Genomic DNA, 18045 nt, shown 5'->3' on the forward strand with positions numbered 1-18045 from the left:
ATTCCAGGAAGAATCAATTTAGGTAAAGGTGAATATGGGTAAAGCTCTTGTCATCGTTGAGTCCCCGGCAAAAGCCAAAACGATCAACAAGTATCTGGGTAATGATTACGTGGTTAAGTCCAGCGTCGGTCATATCCGTGATTTGCCGACCAGTGGCTCAGCAGCTAAAAAGAGCGCCGACTCTACCTCCACCAAAACGGCTAAAAAGCCCAAAAAGGATGAACGTGGCGCTCTCGTCAACCGAATGGGGGTTGACCCTTGGCATAACTGGGATGCGCAGTATGAAGTGCTGCCCGGTAAAGAGAAGGTCGTCTCTGAACTGAAACAATTGGCTGAAAAAGCCGACCACATCTATCTCGCAACCGACCTTGACCGCGAAGGGGAAGCCATTGCCTGGCACCTGCGGGAAGTGATCGGGGGTGATGACACGCGCTATAGCCGCGTGGTGTTTAACGAAATAACCAAAAACGCGATTCGCCAGGCGTTTGATAAGCCAGGCGAACTGAATATCGACCGTGTTAACGCGCAGCAGGCGCGCCGCTTTATGGACCGCGTTGTGGGCTATATGGTGTCGCCATTGCTGTGGAAAAAAATTGCGCGAGGCCTGTCGGCAGGCCGCGTACAGTCCGTTGCCGTGCGTCTGGTTGTTGAACGCGAACGTGACATCAAAGCGTTCGTACCGGAAGAGTTCTGGGAAGTGAACGCCAGCACGACAACGCCTTCTGGCGATGCCTTGCCGCTCGACGTTACGCACCAGAATGATAAACCGTTCCGTCCGGTTAACCGCGAGCAAACGCTGGCGGCGGTCAGCCTGCTGGAAAAAGCGCGTTACAGCGTACTGGAGCGTGAAGATAAACCGACCAGCAGCAAGCCTGGCGCGCCGTTTATCACATCGACGCTGCAACAGGCGGCGAGCACGCGTCTGGGCTTTGGCGTGAAAAAAACCATGATGATGGCGCAGCGCTTGTACGAAGCAGGCTACATCACCTACATGCGTACTGACTCCACCAACCTGAGCCAGGATGCGGTAAACATGGTTCGCGGTTATATCAGCGATAGCTTCGGCAAGAAATACCTGCCGGAGAGCCCGAACCAGTACGCCAGCAAAGAAAATTCACAGGAAGCGCACGAAGCGATCCGTCCTTCTGATGTCGCGGTGATGGCCGAAGCGCTGAAGGATATGGAAGCGGACGCGCAGAAACTGTATCAGCTGATCTGGCGTCAGTTTGTCGCCTGTCAGATGACGCCAGCCCAGTACGATTCCACCACGCTGACGGTCGGTGCGGGTGATTTCCGCCTGAAAGCGCGTGGCCGCATTCTGCGTTTTGACGGCTGGACGAAAGTCATGCCTGCGCTGCGTAAAGGCGATGAAGACCGGACGTTGCCTGCGGTGAATAAAGGCGATGTGTTGACGCTGGTTGAACTGACCCCGGCGCAGCACTTCACCAAACCACCGGCGCGCTTCAGTGAAGCATCGCTGGTTAAAGAGCTGGAAAAACGCGGTATTGGTCGTCCATCCACCTATGCGTCGATCATCTCGACCATTCAGGATCGCGGTTATGTCCGCGTGGAAAACCGTCGCTTCTATGCTGAAAAAATGGGTGAGATTGTCACCGATAGACTGGAAGAAAACTTCCGCGAGCTGATGAACTACGATTTCACCGCCCAGATGGAAGACAGCCTCGACAAGGTGGCCAGCCACGAAGCCGAGTGGAAAAACGTGCTGGATAACTTCTTCAGCGATTTTACTCAGCAGCTTGATAAAGCGGAGAAAGATCCTGAAGAGGGCGGCATGCGTCCTAACCAGATGGTGCTGACCAGCATTGACTGCCCGACATGCGGGCGCAAGATGGGGATTCGCACCGCCAGCACCGGCGTGTTCCTGGGATGTTCCGGCTATGCGCTACCGCCGAAAGAGCGCTGCAAAACCACCATCAACCTGGTGCCGGAAAATGAAGTGCTGAACGTACTGGAAGGCGATGATGCGGAAACCAACGCCTTGCGTGCAAAACGTCGTTGCCAGAAGTGCGGCACCGCAATGGACAGCTACCTGATCGATCCGAAACGCAAGCTGCATGTCTGCGGTAATAACCCGACCTGCGACGGTTACGAAATCGAAGAGGGCGAGTTCCGCATTAAAGGTTATGACGGCCCGATCGTTGAGTGCGAAAAATGTGGCTCTGAAATGCACCTGAAAATGGGGCGTTTTGGTAAGTACATGGCCTGTACTAACGACGAATGTAAAAATACCCGTAAGATTCTGCGTAACGGTGAAGTCGCGCCGCCGAAAGAAGATCCGGTGCCGTTGCCGGAACTGCCGTGCGAGAAATCGGACGCGTATTTCGTGCTGCGTGACGGCGCCGCAGGGATCTTCCTCGCGGCGAATACCTTCCCGAAATCGCGTGAAACGCGTGCGCCGTTAGTGGAAGAGTTGTACCGCTTCCGCGACCGTCTGCCGGAAAAACTGCGTTATCTGGCCGATGCGCCGCAGCAGGACCCGGAAGGCAATAAGACGCTGGTGCGTTTTAGCCGTAAGACGAAACAGCAGTATGTTGCCGCTGAAAAAGACGGGAAAGCGACGGGATGGTCCGCATTCTTCGTTGATGGCAAGTGGGTAGAAGGTAAGAAATAACAGTCACCTGGCTGAATTTCACTTAAGAGGGTCGCGCAAGCGGCCCTTTTTTATTCCGGGCTTATTATTTTTTCTTCGCATCTATACAGCTCTGATATAAATGATATAGTGGTTATAGTTAACGGCTTTTTTATTATTAAATCGTATTAGCAGCGCGTGACGTGCTGCTTATCAAACGATGACATGACGGCGCTAATCTGGATGGTTTAACATGAAATTACAGCAGCTTCGCTACATTGTTGAGGTGGTTAATCACAACCTTAATGTCTCTTCCACCGCCGAAGGGCTTTACACCTCCCAGCCGGGTATCAGTAAGCAAGTTCGTATGCTGGAAGATGAGCTTGGCATCCAGATTTTTGCGCGTAGCGGTAAACACCTGACGCAGGTGACGCCAGCGGGGCAGGAAATTATTCGCATTGCGCGCGAAGTGTTGTCCAAAGTCGATGCCATCAAGTCCGTGGCGGGCGAACACACCTGGCCGGATAAAGGTTCTCTGTATATTGCCACCACGCACACTCAGGCGCGCTATGCGCTGCCAAATGTGATCAAGGGCTTTATTGAGCGCTATCCTCGCGTTTCATTGCATATGCATCAGGGGTCGCCCACGCAAATCGCGGAAGCGGTTTCGAAAGGGAATGCCGACTTCGCTATCGCCACTGAAGCGCTGCACCTGTATGACGATCTGGTGATGCTGCCATGCTACCACTGGAATCGCTCTATCGTCGTCACGCCAGAGCACCCGCTGGCCGCTAAATCATCGGTGACGATTGAGGAACTGGCACAGTATCCGCTGGTGACCTACACCTTTGGCTTTACCGGGCGCTCCGAGCTGGATACCGCGTTTAATCGCGCCGGGCTGACGCCGCGTATTGTCTTTACGGCAACCGATGCGGACGTGATAAAAACATACGTCCGGCTTGGCCTGGGGGTTGGGGTGATTGCCAGCATGGCCGTCGATCCAATTTCCGACCCGGACCTGGTGCGTGTCGATGCGCATGATATTTTCAGCCATAGCACCACGAAAATTGGTTTTCGCCGCAGCACGTTTTTACGCAGCTATATGTACGACTTTATTCAACGCTTTGCGCCGCATCTGACGCGCGATGTTGTGGATACCGCCGTGGCCTTGCGTTCTAACGAAGAAATTGAAGCCATGTTTAACGATATTAAATTACCGGAAAAGTAATCACGCGCGTGAGTTTTCAGGTATCTCCAGACACGAGGAGATACCTGAATAACCACTAAATTTATGGATTATGGTTTTCGCTTTTTCTGCGATCATATTACCTGCATCGTATTCATGGAAAAGCGCCAGTAAAGTAGTTTCGAATTACCCGCCTCGCAAATTCCGCCTTTCAAATATTTATTTCCGGTCAAAAGATTGATTTATTCATGGGAAACGATTCGTAAATTCACTGGATTTTTGACTAAAGTTTCTTTAGGATTTGTCTCATCTGATGATTAATTGTACCGATTGTTTGGTGCTGAAATGATAAGTGATGCCGATTGTATGAGGTTAGCAATGCCTTCTGGAAACCAGGAACCCCGCAGGGACCCCGAGCTTAAACGCAAAGCATGGCTGGCGGTATTCCTCGGCTCTGCGCTGTTCTGGGTTGTGATTGCGCTGGTTATCTGGCAAGTGTGGGGGTAAGTCATGGTTTCGCAGGAACATCAGCAACCCTCAACGCCAGCACGTCAGCCTCGTGATAGCGTGAAGGAAGCGCGGAGCGAATGTGTGACGAATATTCCAGAATCCTGGAAACTCACACAACAGCAACAGGCATTTATTGATTCATTCGCTGAAGATGAGCAACAGAAACAATAATTGGCGATTTTTTTTAATCATCATTTCCAGTACAGGTCATTAACATCCCGTACTGTATTTCCTTATACACCACAGCAATAAGCGCTGAGTAAATCTCAGCATAAAGTATTAAACAAATGTCGGTGTAGCCTATGCAAACTGTGAATCTTAAATATTGGTCATGGATTGGGGCGTTCTCAGTATCGCTCTTGTTCTGGGCTCAACTTATCTGGATTGTCTCTTTCTGATCGTATGCCGGTAAATGCCCGATGGCGCAACGTCATCGGGCCTGCGCATGCCGATTCCCGTCCGTAAGGTTTCTCCTCTTTTATCAATTTGGGTTGTTATCAAAACGTTACATTCTGTTTGTGTTATCTTTAATACTAACCCTGAGGAGAGTCAGGGTATCCAACCCTGTTATTAAGGAGGAGCTATGTCGTCAACCCTACGAGAAGCCAGTAAGGACACGTTGCAGGCCAAAGACAAAACCTATCATTACTACAGTCTGCCCCTGGCTGCCAAAAAACTGGGCGATATTACCCGCTTGCCCAAGTCGCTAAAAGTTCTGCTTGAAAACCTGCTGCGCTGGCAGGACGGTGACTCTGTTACCGAAGAAGATATTCAGGCGTTAGCCGGGTGGCTGAAAAAAGCCCATGCCGACCGCGAAATTGCCTATCGACCCGCCCGTGTATTAATGCAGGATTTTACCGGTGTCCCGGCGGTGGTGGATCTGGCCGCCATGCGCGAAGCGGTCAAACGCCTCGGCGGGGATACTGCGAAAGTGAATCCACTATCCCCGGTAGACCTTGTTATTGACCACTCGGTAACGGTCGATCGCTTTGGCGATGATGACGCTTTTGAAGAGAACGTGCGTCTGGAAATGGAACGCAACCACGAGCGCTATGTGTTCCTGAAATGGGGGCAACAGGCTTTTAGTCGCTTCAGCGTGGTGCCGCCAGGAACCGGGATCTGCCACCAGGTGAACCTGGAATACCTTGGTAAGGCCGTCTGGAGCGAATTGCAGGCGGGAGAGTGGGTCGCATACCCGGACACGCTGGTCGGTACCGACTCCCACACCACGATGATCAACGGCCTTGGCGTGCTGGGATGGGGCGTCGGGGGGATTGAAGCGGAAGCCGCGATGCTGGGCCAGCCGGTCTCAATGCTCATTCCCGATGTTGTTGGCTTCAAGTTGACCGGTAAGCTGCGTGAAGGTATCACCGCGACCGACCTGGTGCTGACCGTGACCCAGATGCTGCGTAAACACGGCGTCGTTGGTAAATTCGTTGAATTCTACGGCGACGGTCTGGACTCCTTGCCACTGGCCGATCGCGCGACGATAGCAAACATGTCGCCGGAATATGGCGCGACCTGCGGCTTCTTCCCGATTGACGGCATCACCCTCGAATATATGCGTTTAAGCGGCCGTAGCGAGGAGCAGGTTGAGCTGGTCGAAACCTATGCCAAAGCGCAGGGGATGTGGCGAAACCCTGGCGATGAACCTGTTTTCACCAGTTCGCTGGAACTGGATATGGGGGATGTCGAGGCGAGCCTTGCCGGGCCGAAGCGCCCGCAGGATCGGGTTGCGCTGGCGGATGTGCCGAAAGCCTTCGCCGCGAGCACGGAGCTGGAACTGAACACCGCGCAAAAAGACCGGCAGCCAATCGATTATGTTATGAACGGCCATCAATACCAGCTCCCGGACGGCGCTGTCGTGATTGCGGCTATCACCTCCTGTACCAATACTTCAAATCCCAGCGTGCTGATGGCCGCCGGGTTGCTGGCGAAAAAAGCGGTAACGCTGGGGCTGAAACGGCAGCCGTGGGTGAAAGCTTCGCTGGCGCCGGGATCGAAAGTGGTCTCGGATTACCTGGCGCAGGCGAAACTCACGCCTTATCTTGATGAACTTGGCTTTAATCTGGTGGGGTATGGGTGCACCACCTGTATTGGTAACTCCGGCCCACTGCCGGAGCCTATCGAAACGGCAATCAAAAAGGGCGACTTGACGGTAGGCGCGGTACTTTCCGGCAACCGTAACTTTGAAGGCCGAATCCATCCGCTGGTGAAAACCAACTGGCTGGCGTCACCGCCGCTGGTTGTCGCCTATGCGCTGGCGGGCAATATGAATATTAACCTGGCGAAAGAGCCGCTGGGCCACGATCGCAAAGGCGACCCGGTTTATCTGAAGGATATCTGGCCTTCCGCGCAGGAGATCGCCCGCGCCGTTGAGCTGGTGTCGTCAGAAATGTTCCACAAAGAGTATGCCGAGGTTTTTGAAGGGACGCCGGAATGGAAAGCGATCAATGTTGATCGCTCAGACACCTATGGCTGGCAGGATGACTCCACCTATATCCGCTTGTCGCCGTTCTTTGACGAAATGCAGGTTCAACCCGATCCGGTGGAGGATATTCATGGTGCCCGTATTCTGGCCATGCTGGGTGATTCCGTCACCACTGACCATATCTCTCCGGCGGGCAGCATAAAGGCGGACAGCCCGGCAGGGCGCTATTTGCAGAATCATGGCGTTGAGCGTCGGGACTTCAACTCCTACGGTTCGCGCCGTGGAAACCATGAAGTGATGATGCGCGGTACGTTCGCGAATATTCGTATCCGCAACGAAATGGTTCCCGGCGTTGAAGGGGGAATGACCCGACATTTGCCGGGGACGGAGGTGATCTCCATCTATGATGCAGCGATGCTGTATCAGCAGGAGAAAACGCCGCTGGCGGTGATTGCTGGTAAAGAGTACGGTTCCGGTTCCAGCCGTGACTGGGCGGCCAAAGGCCCGCGTTTGCTGGGTATTCGCGTCGTGATTGCCGAGTCGTTTGAACGTATTCACCGTTCAAACCTGATTGGTATGGGGATTCTACCGCTGGAATTCCCGCAGGGCGTTACGCGTAAAACGCTCGGGTTAACCGGTGAGGAGACAATTGATATTGCCAGTTTGCAAAACCTGAAGCCTGGCGCCGCCATTCCGGTGACGTTAACCAAAGTGGATGGCAGCACAGAGGTGATTTCGTGCCGGTGCCGTATTGATACCGCAACTGAATTAACCTACTACCAGAATGACGGCATTCTGCATTATGTGATTCGTAATATGTTGCATTAAGACATAAAAAAGGCCTGATGGCGCGGTGCTCATCAGGCCTTTAATAGCAAAAATTTATTTACCCAATAAATGCCCCATCTTAGCGGCTTTGGTATCCAGATAGTGTTCGTTATTTGGGTTACGGCCAACAATCAGCGGTACGCGCTCAACAATATTGATACCTGCTTCCGTCAGAATTTCGACTTTCTTCGGGTTATTGGTCAGCAGACGGACTTCATCGACGCCCAGCAGTTTAAACATATCGGCACACAGGGTGAAATCACGCTCATCGGCGGCAAAACCCAGCTGATGGTTGGCTTCCACGGTATCGTAACCCTGATCCTGCAACGCGTAGGCGCGAATCTTATTGAGCAGGCCAATATTACGTCCTTCCTGACGGTGGTAGAGCAGAATACCGCGACCTTCTTCCGCGATATGCGTCAGCGCCGCCTCTAACTGAAAACCACAATCGCAGCGCAGACTAAACAATGCGTCGCCGGTCAGACATTCTGAATGGACGCGAGCCAGGACAGGGGTTTGACCAGAGATATCGCCATAAACCAGCGCGACGTGGTCGTGTCCGGTTGCCAGTTCTTCAAATCCCACCATCAGGAAATCGCCCCATGGGGTTGGCAGTTTGGCTTCTGCCACTCGTTTAAGCTGCATGTATTTCTCCAGATAATGCTGGTGTCATCGCCAATTGGCTTCTGTATGTTTCTATTTTGCCATAAGGCGGCGGACTTCACCTAATCGCTGCCGTGCGATCGCTTTTGGAATGGCACAAATTTGTCAATTTTCCGGCACGCCAGGTTTTCAGTTATGATTGTGGCACTTATCGACGAAAGGAGAGGTCATGCTTTCGATTGCGAAGCGCACAACCGTAGGCGCTGCTCTGTTGCTTGTGATGCCGGTTAGCGTATGGATTTCAGGCTGGAGCTGGCAACCCGGACACTCGGTCTGGTGGTTAAAATCCTTATACTGGGTGACAGAAACGGTGACGCAGCCGTGGGGAATTATTACGCATGTGCTTCTGTGCGCCTGGTTTCTTTGGTGCCTGAGATTTCGCCTGAAAGCCGCAATGATGCTTTTTGCTATTCTGGCCGGTGCGATCCTGCTGGGGCAGGGGGTAAAATCGCTGGTGAAGGAGCGGGTGCAGGAACCCCGACCTTTTGTTATTTGGCTGGAAAAAACGCACCATATTCCCGTTGATGAGTTCTACACTTTAAAACGTAAAGAACGTGGGCACTTAGTCAAAGAACAACTGTCCGGGCAGCAGGATATTCCGGCTTTTCTGCGTCAACACTGGCAAAAAGAGACCGGATTCGCGTTTCCTTCCGGGCATACCCTGTTTGCCGCAAGCTGGGCGTTGTTGGCGGTAGGACTATTATGGCCGCGCAGGCGTACCCTTACGATTGCGATTTTGTTAGTCTGGGCAACAAGTGTTATGGGCAGCCGCCTGTTGTTGGGTATGCATTGGCCGCGCGATTTAGTTGTCGCGACGTTGATATCCTGGCTTCTGGTGACGCTGGCGACCTGGCTTGCTCAGCGCATTTGCGGACCGCTTACGCCACCCGTTGAAGAGGCTCGCGAGATAGCGCAGCGGGAGCAAGAACGTTGACGGTGGTTGATTTTCCGTAATTTGCCCTTAAATCATGAGTGGACAGAACGCTTTTCCGTTTCGCGCGCGTCGCGAAAATGGTAATTTAAAGGGCTGAATGCGGTAAGTTGAACACGATTTATTCGCTCAAACCACATAACGGGAAGTAATGTGAAATATTTACTCATTTTCTTACTGGTGTTGGCGATTTTTGTTATTTCGGTGACATTGGGTGCGCAGAACGATCAACAGGTAACGTTTAATTACCTGCTGGCTCAAGGGGAGTACCGTATTTCTACGTTGCTTGCCGTTTTATTTGCCGCAGGCTTTGCTATTGGTTGGCTAATTTGCGGCCTGTTCTGGCTGCGTGTTCGCGTCTCCCTGGTGCGTGCCGAACGTAAAATCAAACGACTGGAAAACCAGCTTTCGCCTGCGACCGACGTTGCGGTATCTGCCGATTCGTCGGTTGTGAAGGAATAATCATTTATGCTGGAGTTGTTGTTTCTGCTTTTGCCTGTAGCGGCAGCCTATGGCTGGTATATGGGTCGCAGAAGTGCGCAACAAACAAAACAGGACGAAGCTAACCGTCTTTCTCGCGACTATGTGGCGGGGGTTAACTTCCTCCTGAGTAACCAACAGGATAAAGCGGTGGATCTGTTCCTCGACATGCTGAAAGAGGATACCGGCACCGTTGAGGCTCATCTCACTCTTGGAAACCTGTTTCGCTCTCGCGGTGAAGTAGACCGCGCCATCCGCATCCACCAGACCTTAATGGAAAGCGCGTCGCTGACTTATGAGCAGCGTCTGCTGGCTGTGCAGCAACTGGGGCGTGATTACATGGCGGCCGGGTTGTATGACCGGGCGGAAGATATGTTCAACCAGCTCACGGATGAAACGGATTTCCGCGTAGGGGCGTTGCAACAGCTGTTGCAAATTTATCAGGCGACCAGCGACTGGCAGAAAGCGATTGATGTGGCTGAGCGGCTGGTGAAGCTCGGCAAAGACAAACAGCGCATTGAGATCGCACATTTCTATTGTGAACTGGCGCTGCAACAGATGGGCTGCGATGATATGGATCGCGCCATGACGTTGCTGAAAAAAGGCGCCGCCGCAGACAAAAACAGCGCCCGTGTTTCTATCATGATGGGCCGTGTGTTTATGGCAAAGGGGGAATACGCCAAAGCGGTGGAGAGCTTACAGCGGGTTATCTCCCAGGATAAAGAGCTGGTCAGTGAAACGCTGGAGATGTTGCAGACGTGCTATCAGCAGCTTGGTAAAAATGATGAATGGGCGGAGTTCTTACGTCGGGCCGTGGAAGAAAACACCGGCGCCGCCGCTGAGTTGATGCTTGCCGATATTCTGGAAGCGCGGGAAGGGCACGACACTGCGCAGGTCTATATCACTCGCCAGTTACAGCGCCATCCGACCATGCGGGTGTTTCATAAGCTGATGGATTATCACCTCAATGAGGCAGAAGAAGGGCGCGCGAAAGAGAGCCTGATGGTGCTGCGTGATATGGTCGGTGAGCAGGTGCGCAGCAAGCCGCGTTATCGCTGCCAGAAGTGCGGGTTTACCGCCTATACCATGTACTGGCATTGTCCTTCCTGCCGGGCGTGGTCGACGATTAAACCTATTCGCGGTCTTGACGGGCAGTAGTTTAAAAAAAACCTGTGCTTTAGTTACAACATCCTGTTAGTTTTTACCTGTCCCTCACACTGGCATCCGGGCAATATCGCCTCGCAGGGGTATAATCGCGCCTGTTCATTTTGCCCTTGCGCAGGTAGAATGCACGCCGTTTACCCATTTCGCGCCGCACCCGGTGCCCATCATCAAGAAGGTCTGGTCATGACGTTTACTGCTTCATCTTCTTCCCGCGCTGTTACCGATTCTCCTGTCGTTGTTGCTCTGGATTACAATAATCGTGATAACGCGCTGGCTTTCGTCGACAGAATCGACCCGCGTGATTGCCGCCTGAAAGTCGGCAAAGAGATGTTCACGCTGTTCGGCCCGCAGTTAGTTCGTGATTTGCAGCAGCGCGGCTTCGATATCTTTCTTGACCTGAAATTTCATGATATTCCAAATACCACGGCACATGCCGTTGCGGCGGCGGCAGATCTGGGCGTATGGATGGTTAACGTCCATGCGTCGGGTGGGGTGCGAATGATGACCGCAGCGCGCGAAGCCTTACTGCCGCTGGGTAAGGATGCGCCATTGCTGATTGCGGTGACGGTACTGACCAGCATGGAGGCCAGCGATCTGGCGGATCTTGGCGTGACGTTGTCACCGGCTGAGCATGCGGAACGTCTGGCGCGCCTGACGCAAAATTGCGGGCTGGATGGCGTGGTCTGCTCGGCGCAGGAAGCGGTGCGCTTTAAGCAGGAATTTGGCACAGAGTTTAAGCTGGTAACGCCGGGTATTCGTCCTCAGGGATCTGACGCTGGCGATCAGCGCCGTATCATGACGCCGGAACAGGCGCTGGCGGCGGGCGTGGACTATATGGTTATAGGACGACCGGTTACGCAGTCTGCTGACCCTGCGCAAACCCTGAAGTCCATTAATGCATCACTGAAACGGGGAGCCTGATGAACAATTCTGACAGCCGTCTGGTCTATTCCACGGAAACGGGCCGGATTGACGAACCGAAAGCGGCAGTTGAACGCCCAAAGGGTGATGGTATCGTCCGTATTCAGCGCCAGACCAGCGGGCGGAAAGGTAAGGGGGTGTGCCTCGTTACCGGCATTGATATGGATGATGCTGAACTGACCAAACTGGCCGCAGAACTGAAGAAAAAATGCGGCTGCGGTGGGGCGGTTAAAGAGGGAATAATTGAAATTCAGGGCGATAAGCGCGATCTGATTAAATCATTACTGGAAGCCAAAGGAATGAAAGTTAAACTGGCTGGCGGCTAATGAAAAAAGCCACGATAGTTATTTATCGTGGCTTTAAATTTCACTGTGTATATTTAGAGTAAAGACCTGTAAAGAATTACCGTATTATTATTTCGAGCCGGTCGACCGTAGATTATTTACCTACCTGATGGCCGATAACACCACCTACCGCAGCCCCGCCAAGCGTACCCAGCGTGCTACCGTCAGTTAAAATGGCACCGCCCAACGCCCCAGCCCCTGCACCGATCGCAGTGTTACGGTCACGTTTAGACCAATTAGAGCAAGCGCTCAGAGACATCGCCAGGGTAATTGCCAGAACAGCGGCGGTCATTTTTTTGCTCGTCATAAACATAATACTTTCTCCTGAATAATTGATTCACGGAAGTAAGTTCTCTTTAATTATAGCTAAAATGATGTTCATTAAAGCCATTAAAGAGACTGTCCGCAAAACCTTGTTGCGCAGGGGTAACAGCTTAAAATCACGCAGGTGATAGTCACTTCCTGTTATATCGCTAATATAAATTTTACGACTTTACCCTGTTAATAACAGGTAAATAGTCTTAATTAGATTGTCGGAAAAATCTCAGAGGGGAGAGATGATTTGCCATCCGGCAAATCATCTGCAATGCGCTCAGGCACGAGGTTCGATGATGTTCACCGTCAGCCCGGTGCGTTCCAGTTGCATTTGATGGTCCGCACTTATTCTGGAATCGGTGATCACGCGGCTAAAACGTGTTAACGGCCCCAGCGTATAAGGATGTACTGCGCCGAATTTAGAGCTGTCCGTCAGAACAATGGCTTCAGAGCCTTTTTCCAGTACGGCATTAACCACATCCGATCGCATCATGTCCCGTCCGGTAAAACCGGTATCCGGCTGCCAGCCATCAATACCGATGAAGGCCTTACTGAAGTGAACCTGCTGGATAAACTGGCGGGTCAATGGCCCGACCATACTTTCACTTTTTTTCTGGTAGATTCCGCCAAGGAGGATCACTTCGCACGGCGTCTCTTTGAGCAAGTGAGCGATATAGCTACTCACCGTAATAATGGTGACATCCTTTTGTTCCGCTAACGTTCTGGCCAGCAGGGCATTGCTGCTGCCGTTTTCAATAAACACCGATTCGCCGGGGCTGACCAGTGACGCGGCAAATTCAGCCAGTTCGCGTTTGAGCGTGTAATTGGTCATCATGCGCGTTTCGACATCATCGCTGTCCAGCGAGACGGCAAAACCATGCGCACGGCGCAGATAGCTCTGTTTTTCCAGGGTGTTAAGATCCTGTCGGATCGTGACTTCAGAGACGCCAGTGATTTTCGCCAGCTCAGCCACGCTCATCTGGCCTTTATCAATGACCATTTGCAAAATTGATTGTTGTCGGGAATTCATAATTTTAATTTTTATAACGGTATCAGTACCGGGGAGTATAAGGGATGCTGCGTTTCCTGAGTCAGGTGCCACGAAAAGCTCGCGTCACTTAGATCTCCCACGGAGCCCGGGGTTTCGTCGAGGAGGCGTCGGTATCTTCTTTCACCTGACTTAACAACTCCGCTTTAAGAATTTCAAGGTTGTGGATGGCAGAGTGGTAATCGCCAGCAACAAGGATATCCAGCACGGTATCAATGCGTTCGGCAACACGTTGGGCGTCGATATCAGACATGGTTATCATCCTTACGTCAAAAATGTATGAATTTCATGATGCAGAAAATAATGCCAAAAGAGAAGGGGAAAAACAGGATTCGCCAAAACCATTGGGTAATATTATATATTCTGTTATTACATGCAGATAAGTTTGTTACCAGAGGTCTCTTACCCTGTCCCGAACGCCTGTTTTTTGCCCATCTCAGCGCATCTTTTTATTCAGATAACGTTTATACCAGCGTTCAAAAGCGGCGGCGGGCATGGGTTTGGCAAACAGGAACCCCTGGCGCTCGTTGACGCCATTCTTGGTTAAAAACGCATCTTCTTTTGCGCTTTCGACGCCTTCCGCAATCACCTGTAGATTTAACGCCTGCGCTACGGCGACGATCGCGCGTACTAACGATTGCGAAACCGACCGCTTATGAATGTCTCTGACAAACGTCTGATCCAGCTTGACCGCATCAATGGGGAAGCGGGCAAGCTGAGAAAGCGACGAGTAGCCGGTGCCAAAATCGTCCAGATGTATCTGCGCGCCAAGCTGGCTGAATTGCTGGATGACGGTCAGCGCCAGTTCTTCGTTTTCAATCAAACAGCTTTCTGTCAGTTCGACATCAATCGGGCAATATTCGAAGTTCAGTTCATGAAGCACCTGCTTCAGGTCGGTAAAAATAGTTTGATCCGCGAGCTGGCGGGCGGATACATTCACCGCGACGCGCAGGTTGATGCCTTTGCTGCGCCATTTGGCGACCTGCCGTACAACATCCATCATCACCCATCGCCCCAGCGGGACAATCAGCCCAGACTCTTCGGCGTAGGAGATAAACTCCAGCGGGGGAATTAACCCACGTTCCGGTGATTGCCAGCGCACCAGCGCTTCGAGGCTGCGGACTTCGCCGCGCCAGGTCATCTTCGGCTGGTAGTGGATCAGGAGCTGATCGTTTTCCAGCGCTTTGCGCAGATTGGTATCCAGCCAAAGATACTCAAAGACGCGCTGGTTCATCTCGGGAGAGAAAACGCAAAACTGTCCACGTCCGCCTTCTTTCGCGGTGTACATTGCGGTATCCGCATTACGAATCACGCTTTCACTGTCATGCCCGTGCTGTGGCGCAAGGGCGATACCGATAGAACAGCCGGTATACACCTCGATAAGGCCAATGCGAAAGGGTTGACGTAAGCGTGTGAGAATTCGCGATGCCATAGCCTCCAGCGACCCTTGCGAAGTCTGCGTGGCGAGAACGATAAACTCATCGCCGCCGAGGCGGGCCAGCAGTTGATTCTCCTCAAGGCAACTCAGGATCGCCAGCGAGACGGCCTGTAACAGCTGGTCTCCAAACATATGCCCGTAGGCATCGTTCACCCTTTTGAAGTTGTCCAGGTCCAGATAGACGATACCGACCTGATTGTCGCCCGCGTTTTCAATGGCATCGTTAATCAGCTCATGAATGGCATTCCGGTTAGGCAGCCCGGTGATTGTGTCCGTATTCGCCAGTACGCGTAAACGCTCCTGCGTACGCCGCTCCTCGGTAATGTCGGTACCTGAACAGATTAAAAAGATTTCGTTCTTACCGCTGCCGCTATGGACAAATTTATTCCGAAACAGAAACAGGCGCTGGCCTTTGCGGGTCTTTACCCAGCGTTCGATCTCATAAGAGTTGCCGTTGCGGAAAAAACCGCTGATGTTGCGCCTGGAGGCCGCGGCTTCGCGCCGGCTCATAAATAATTTGAAGACGCTTTGCCCAATGACGTCATGTTCTTTTAACCCGGTGTATTCTTCGCAAAGACGGTTAAAACGCTGGATATTCCCGCGGCTGTCAAGGATCACGATCGCTGAGTTGGCCTCTGATACCACCTGCTCGGCAAAGGAGAGTCCCAGAACGGCCTCCTGCGTATCTGAGGGCGCATCATGCCAGACCGATACGTTTCCTGCCCATTCGCGCTTGTTGATTTTTCGTCCGACAAGTTGCACGGGAACGGCATTATGTTCACCGGGAAGGGTGAGTAACAGGCTTGACGTGATGACGGTCATCTCCCGGATGCGGTCAGCCTGCTCGGAAGATAACGCAACGGTCTGGTCAGCGTCGGCAGCCTCAGTCGCGGATAAACGCAGGGTGTCGCAGTCATCCGATAAACGCCAGTAAGGGCTATGGGTTCCCAAATCGCTAAACAATGAAACAGGCTCCAGAACGTCTTTCATGATGCTTACCATCCCGTTTAAAGCGCATACAGCCTCAGGAGAAAGGTTAGCCATGATTCGTACGAGGTAATTATGGCTGAACATATTGTTTTACTTATGTATTTATATGTAATCCAGATTCAGAAAAAAGCATAGCGAGCGGATAAAAATAATTCTGAACGGATGAGTGAAGTGTAGCGTGCGGTGGGTGGGGCGGGCAGAAAAAAAACGGCCTTTCCGGTTAAAGAAAGGCCGCTACATCAAAAACGTCAGGCGACAGGCCGGGCGATAATGCTACGGGTTTCCATGCGAACTTCCGCGATCGTTACATCGATCACATCCGTCACTTTGTATACCGTTTCACCTTTGATCTGCACGGTGCCGCTTTCCTGGCTGCAAACCAGCTCGTCACGTACGGCATGCAGGAACGGCGCCGGGATAAAGGCCATTGCGCCATTATCGACCAGGCGAACGCGCATCCCGCCGCGGCTGATATCAACGATTTCCGCCGCAAAGCGTGTTTCTGTACCGGCTTTATCATTCAGGAAACGCGCATATAACCAGTCTCCGACGTCACGTTCCGCCATACGGTTCAGGCGGCGGCGTTCAGCCATCTGCTGCGTTGTCTCTTCCTGCGGACGCGCGATGGTTTCGCCTTTGATGACGGCCTTCAGCAGGCGGTGGTTAATCATGTCGCCGTATTTACGAATCGGAGAGGTCCAGGTCGCATACGCTTCCAGACCCAGTCCGAAGTGAGGGCCCGGTTCGGTGCTGATCTCTGCGAATGACTGGAAGCGACGAATACGGCTGTCCAGGAAACCGGACGGTTGGGCATCCAGCTCGCGGCGCAGTTTGCAGAAGCCTTCCAGGGTTAATACGTCTCCTGCGTCAACGTGCAGGCCATGCGTTTTCAACAACGCTGCCAGCGCGTCGGCGTTGGCCGGGTCAAAGCCCATATGAACGTTGTAAATACCAAAGCCCAGTTTGTCGCGCAGCACGCGGGCGGCGCAAATGTTCGCCGCGATCATGGACTCTTCCACTATGCGGTTCGCAATGCGGCGAGGTTCCGCGACGATATCCAGCACTTCGCCTTTCTCTCCAAGAATAAAGCGATAGTCCGGGCGATCTTTGAACACCAGCGCATGGTTGTGACGCCATTCGCCACGGCTCAGGCAAATGCGCTGGAGCAGGCGGATCTGTTGGGCGATAGCGTCACTCTCAGGCTGCCAGCTGCCGGTATTTTCCAGCCAGTCGGAGACATTGTCGTAGGCCAGTTTGGCTTTCGATTCGATCGTGGCCGCAAAGAAGGTGATGTCATCTTCAATAGTGCCGTCGGCGGCAATGGTCATGCGGCAGGCCAGTGCCGGGCGAACTTCCTGCGCGCGCAGGGAACAGAGGTCGTCAGACAGTTCGCGCGGCAACATCGGGATGTTGAAGCCCGGCAGATAGTTGGTAAACGCCCGGATTTTTGCGATGTTATCCAGCTTGCTGCCTTCCGCAATCCACGCGGTCGGGTCAGCAATCGCAACCGTCAGTTGCAGCTTACCTTCGCCCAACTCTTGCGCATAAAGGGCGTCATCCATGTCTTCGGTGCTGGCGCTGTCGATAGTGACAAAATCCAGCGCGGTCAGATCCTGGCGTACCAGACCTTCATCAAGCATTTCTGTCGCCGCGCCGTTCGGCGCTTCTTTTTCGAGATTATGGCGAGCCAGCGTGACCCACCACGGTACGAAGTGGTCGTCGGCGAAGGTGATGAACTGGGTTAACTCGGCGTAGAAAGAGCGGTCGCCTTTCAGCGGATGACGGCGCATTTCAGCAACGGCCCAGTCACCCTCTTTAAATTCGTGTTCCACGCCACGGGCGGCACGGCATGGGATAGCGTCTTTCAGCAACGGATGATCCGGTACGATGGACAGACGATCGTTTTTACCCTGGATTTTGCCCACGAAGCGGGTCAGGAACGGCTCGATCAGTTCTTCTGGCTCGGCGGACTCGCGTTCTTTTTCCGTATGGATCACCGCGACAATACGGTCGCCATGCATGACTTTTTTCATCTGCGGCGGCGGGATGAAATAACTTTTTTGTGCATCGACTTCCAGGAAGCCAAAGCCTTTTTCCGTGGCTTTTACCACCCCTTCAGCACGCGGCGTCTGGGAATGTAGTTGCTGTTTAAGCTGCGCTAGCAGCGGGTTGTCCTGAAACATAATTGTCTATTTTCGTGGCCAAA

At 52.7% G+C, this 18045-nt stretch carries 17 protein-coding genes; 11 read left to right on the plus strand and 6 right to left on the minus strand.

All coding sequences use genetic code 11. The annotated features are described in order from the left end of the window. Positions 1–34 precede the first annotated feature (34 nt). The 6 genes from topA to acnA all read left to right on the plus strand — a co-directional run bounded on the left by topA (position 35) and on the right by acnA (position 7545). Positions 35–2632: a type I DNA topoisomerase gene (gene topA / locus OGW17_RS08195; RefSeq protein ID WP_071258408.1), complete on the plus strand. Its 2598-nt coding sequence runs from the start codon at positions 35–37 to the stop codon at positions 2630–2632. Positions 2633–2843: 211 nt separating this feature from the next. Continuing rightward, entirely contained in the window at positions 2844–3818 is a 975-nt protein-coding gene (gene cysB / locus OGW17_RS08200) for an HTH-type transcriptional regulator CysB (RefSeq protein WP_012132231.1), read from the plus strand. 303 nt (positions 3819–4121) lie between these two features. Beyond that, a complete protein-coding gene (locus OGW17_RS08205; RefSeq protein ID WP_012132233.1) occupies positions 4122–4283 on the plus strand; it encodes a YmiA family putative membrane protein in 162 nt (53 codons plus the stop codon). Between the two features lie 3 nt (positions 4284–4286). Next, complete coding sequence (locus OGW17_RS08210; RefSeq protein WP_096753854.1) at positions 4287–4457, plus strand: YciX family protein; 171 nt, start codon at positions 4287–4289, stop codon at positions 4455–4457. Between the two features lie 131 nt (positions 4458–4588). Beyond that, on the plus strand, positions 4589–4684 hold the full coding sequence (gene ymiC, locus OGW17_RS08215; protein WP_223849120.1) for a small membrane protein YmiC: 96 nt from the start codon (positions 4589–4591) through the stop codon (positions 4682–4684). Between the two features lie 185 nt (positions 4685–4869). After that, positions 4870–7545 (plus strand): aconitate hydratase AcnA, encoded by a 2676-nt coding sequence (gene acnA / locus OGW17_RS08220; RefSeq protein WP_047463548.1) that lies wholly within the window; start codon positions 4870–4872, stop codon positions 7543–7545. A 54-nt stretch (positions 7546–7599) separates the two neighbouring features. On the opposite strand, the gene ribA is transcribed toward acnA, so the two are convergent. Continuing rightward, positions 7600–8190 (minus strand): GTP cyclohydrolase II, encoded by a 591-nt coding sequence (ribA, locus tag OGW17_RS08225; RefSeq protein WP_012132238.1) that lies wholly within the window; start codon positions 8188–8190, stop codon positions 7600–7602. A gap of 187 nt (positions 8191–8377) precedes the next feature. Between ribA and pgpB the strand changes: the two genes are divergently transcribed. The 5 genes from pgpB to yciH all read left to right on the plus strand — a co-directional run bounded on the left by pgpB (position 8378) and on the right by yciH (position 12030). Then, positions 8378–9142, plus strand: coding sequence for a phosphatidylglycerophosphatase B (pgpB, locus tag OGW17_RS08230; protein WP_049011910.1), 765 nt, complete (start codon positions 8378–8380; stop codon positions 9140–9142). Between the two features lie 150 nt (positions 9143–9292). Beyond that, a complete protein-coding gene (gene lapA, locus OGW17_RS08235; RefSeq protein ID WP_047463550.1) occupies positions 9293–9601 on the plus strand; it encodes a lipopolysaccharide assembly protein LapA in 309 nt (102 codons plus the stop codon). Positions 9602–9607: 6 nt separating this feature from the next. Continuing rightward, positions 9608–10777 carry a lipopolysaccharide assembly protein LapB gene (gene lapB, locus OGW17_RS08240; RefSeq protein WP_012132243.1) on the plus strand — a complete coding sequence of 390 codons (1170 nt, stop codon included), beginning with the start codon at positions 9608–9610 and terminating at the stop codon, positions 10775–10777. 189 nt (positions 10778–10966) lie between these two features. Then, positions 10967–11704, plus strand: coding sequence for an orotidine-5'-phosphate decarboxylase (gene pyrF / locus OGW17_RS08245; protein WP_080975466.1), 738 nt, complete (start codon positions 10967–10969; stop codon positions 11702–11704). After that, positions 11704–12030, plus strand: coding sequence for a stress response translation initiation inhibitor YciH (yciH, locus tag OGW17_RS08250; protein WP_012132245.1), 327 nt, complete (start codon positions 11704–11706; stop codon positions 12028–12030). The genes pyrF and yciH overlap by 1 nt, the downstream gene beginning before the upstream one ends. 112 nt (positions 12031–12142) lie before the next feature. Here yciH and osmB read toward each other — a convergent pair whose 3' ends face one another. The 5 genes from osmB to OGW17_RS08275 form a co-directional block, all read right to left on the minus strand. Further along, a complete protein-coding gene (gene osmB / locus OGW17_RS08255; RefSeq protein WP_012132246.1) occupies positions 12143–12361 on the minus strand; it encodes an osmotically-inducible lipoprotein OsmB in 219 nt (72 codons plus the stop codon). Positions 12362–12640: 279 nt separating this feature from the next. Further along, positions 12641–13393 carry a DNA-binding transcriptional regulator YciT gene (gene yciT, locus OGW17_RS08260; protein WP_024130303.1) on the minus strand — a complete coding sequence of 251 codons (753 nt, stop codon included), beginning with the start codon at positions 13391–13393 and terminating at the stop codon, positions 12641–12643. Positions 13394–13481: 88 nt separating this feature from the next. Further along, positions 13482–13664 (minus strand): YciZ family protein, encoded by a 183-nt coding sequence (locus OGW17_RS08265; RefSeq protein ID WP_024130304.1) that lies wholly within the window; start codon positions 13662–13664, stop codon positions 13482–13484. Between the two features lie 183 nt (positions 13665–13847). After that, positions 13848–15839: a cyclic di-GMP phosphodiesterase gene (gene pdeR, locus OGW17_RS08270; RefSeq protein WP_047463555.1), complete on the minus strand. Its 1992-nt coding sequence runs from the start codon at positions 15837–15839 to the stop codon at positions 13848–13850. Between the two features lie 248 nt (positions 15840–16087). After that, positions 16088–18022 carry an exoribonuclease II gene (locus tag OGW17_RS08275; RefSeq protein WP_071258404.1) on the minus strand — a complete coding sequence of 645 codons (1935 nt, stop codon included), beginning with the start codon at positions 18020–18022 and terminating at the stop codon, positions 16088–16090. Positions 18023–18045 lie beyond the last annotated feature (23 nt).

Source organism: Citrobacter sp. CK181, from assembly GCF_030333595.1.
Taxonomy (GTDB): Bacteria; Pseudomonadota; Gammaproteobacteria; order Enterobacterales; family Enterobacteriaceae; genus Citrobacter_B; species Citrobacter_B koseri.

Bases quoted from the DNA above. Each gene is read 5' to 3' on its own strand.
- topA (WP_071258408.1), top strand. From the start codon at position 35: ATGGGTAAAGCTCTTGTCATCGTTGAGTCCCCGGCAAAAGCCAAAACG.
- cysB (WP_012132231.1), top strand. From the start codon at position 2,844: ATGAAATTACAGCAGCTTCGCTACATTGTTGAGGTGGTTAATCACAAC.
- OGW17_RS08205 (WP_012132233.1), top strand. From the start codon at position 4,122: ATGATAAGTGATGCCGATTGTATGAGGTTAGCAATGCCTTCTGGAAAC.
- OGW17_RS08210 (WP_096753854.1), top strand. From the start codon at position 4,287: ATGGTTTCGCAGGAACATCAGCAACCCTCAACGCCAGCACGTCAGCCT.
- ymiC (WP_223849120.1), top strand. From the start codon at position 4,589: ATGCAAACTGTGAATCTTAAATATTGGTCATGGATTGGGGCGTTCTCA.
- acnA (WP_047463548.1), top strand. From the start codon at position 4,870: ATGTCGTCAACCCTACGAGAAGCCAGTAAGGACACGTTGCAGGCCAAA.
- ribA (WP_012132238.1), bottom strand. From the start codon at position 8,190: ATGCAGCTTAAACGAGTGGCAGAAGCCAAACTGCCAACCCCATGGGGC.
- pgpB (WP_049011910.1), top strand. From the start codon at position 8,378: ATGCTTTCGATTGCGAAGCGCACAACCGTAGGCGCTGCTCTGTTGCTT.
- lapB (WP_012132243.1), top strand. From the start codon at position 9,608: ATGCTGGAGTTGTTGTTTCTGCTTTTGCCTGTAGCGGCAGCCTATGGC.
- pyrF (WP_080975466.1), top strand. From the start codon at position 10,967: ATGACGTTTACTGCTTCATCTTCTTCCCGCGCTGTTACCGATTCTCCT.
- yciH (WP_012132245.1), top strand. From the start codon at position 11,704: ATGAACAATTCTGACAGCCGTCTGGTCTATTCCACGGAAACGGGCCGG.
- osmB (WP_012132246.1), bottom strand. From the start codon at position 12,361: ATGTTTATGACGAGCAAAAAAATGACCGCCGCTGTTCTGGCAATTACC.
- yciT (WP_024130303.1), bottom strand. From the start codon at position 13,393: ATGAATTCCCGACAACAATCAATTTTGCAAATGGTCATTGATAAAGGC.
- OGW17_RS08265 (WP_024130304.1), bottom strand. From the start codon at position 13,664: ATGTCTGATATCGACGCCCAACGTGTTGCCGAACGCATTGATACCGTG.
- pdeR (WP_047463555.1), bottom strand. From the start codon at position 15,839: ATGAAAGACGTTCTGGAGCCTGTTTCATTGTTTAGCGATTTGGGAACC.
- OGW17_RS08275 (WP_071258404.1), bottom strand. From the start codon at position 18,022: ATGTTTCAGGACAACCCGCTGCTAGCGCAGCTTAAACAGCAACTACAT.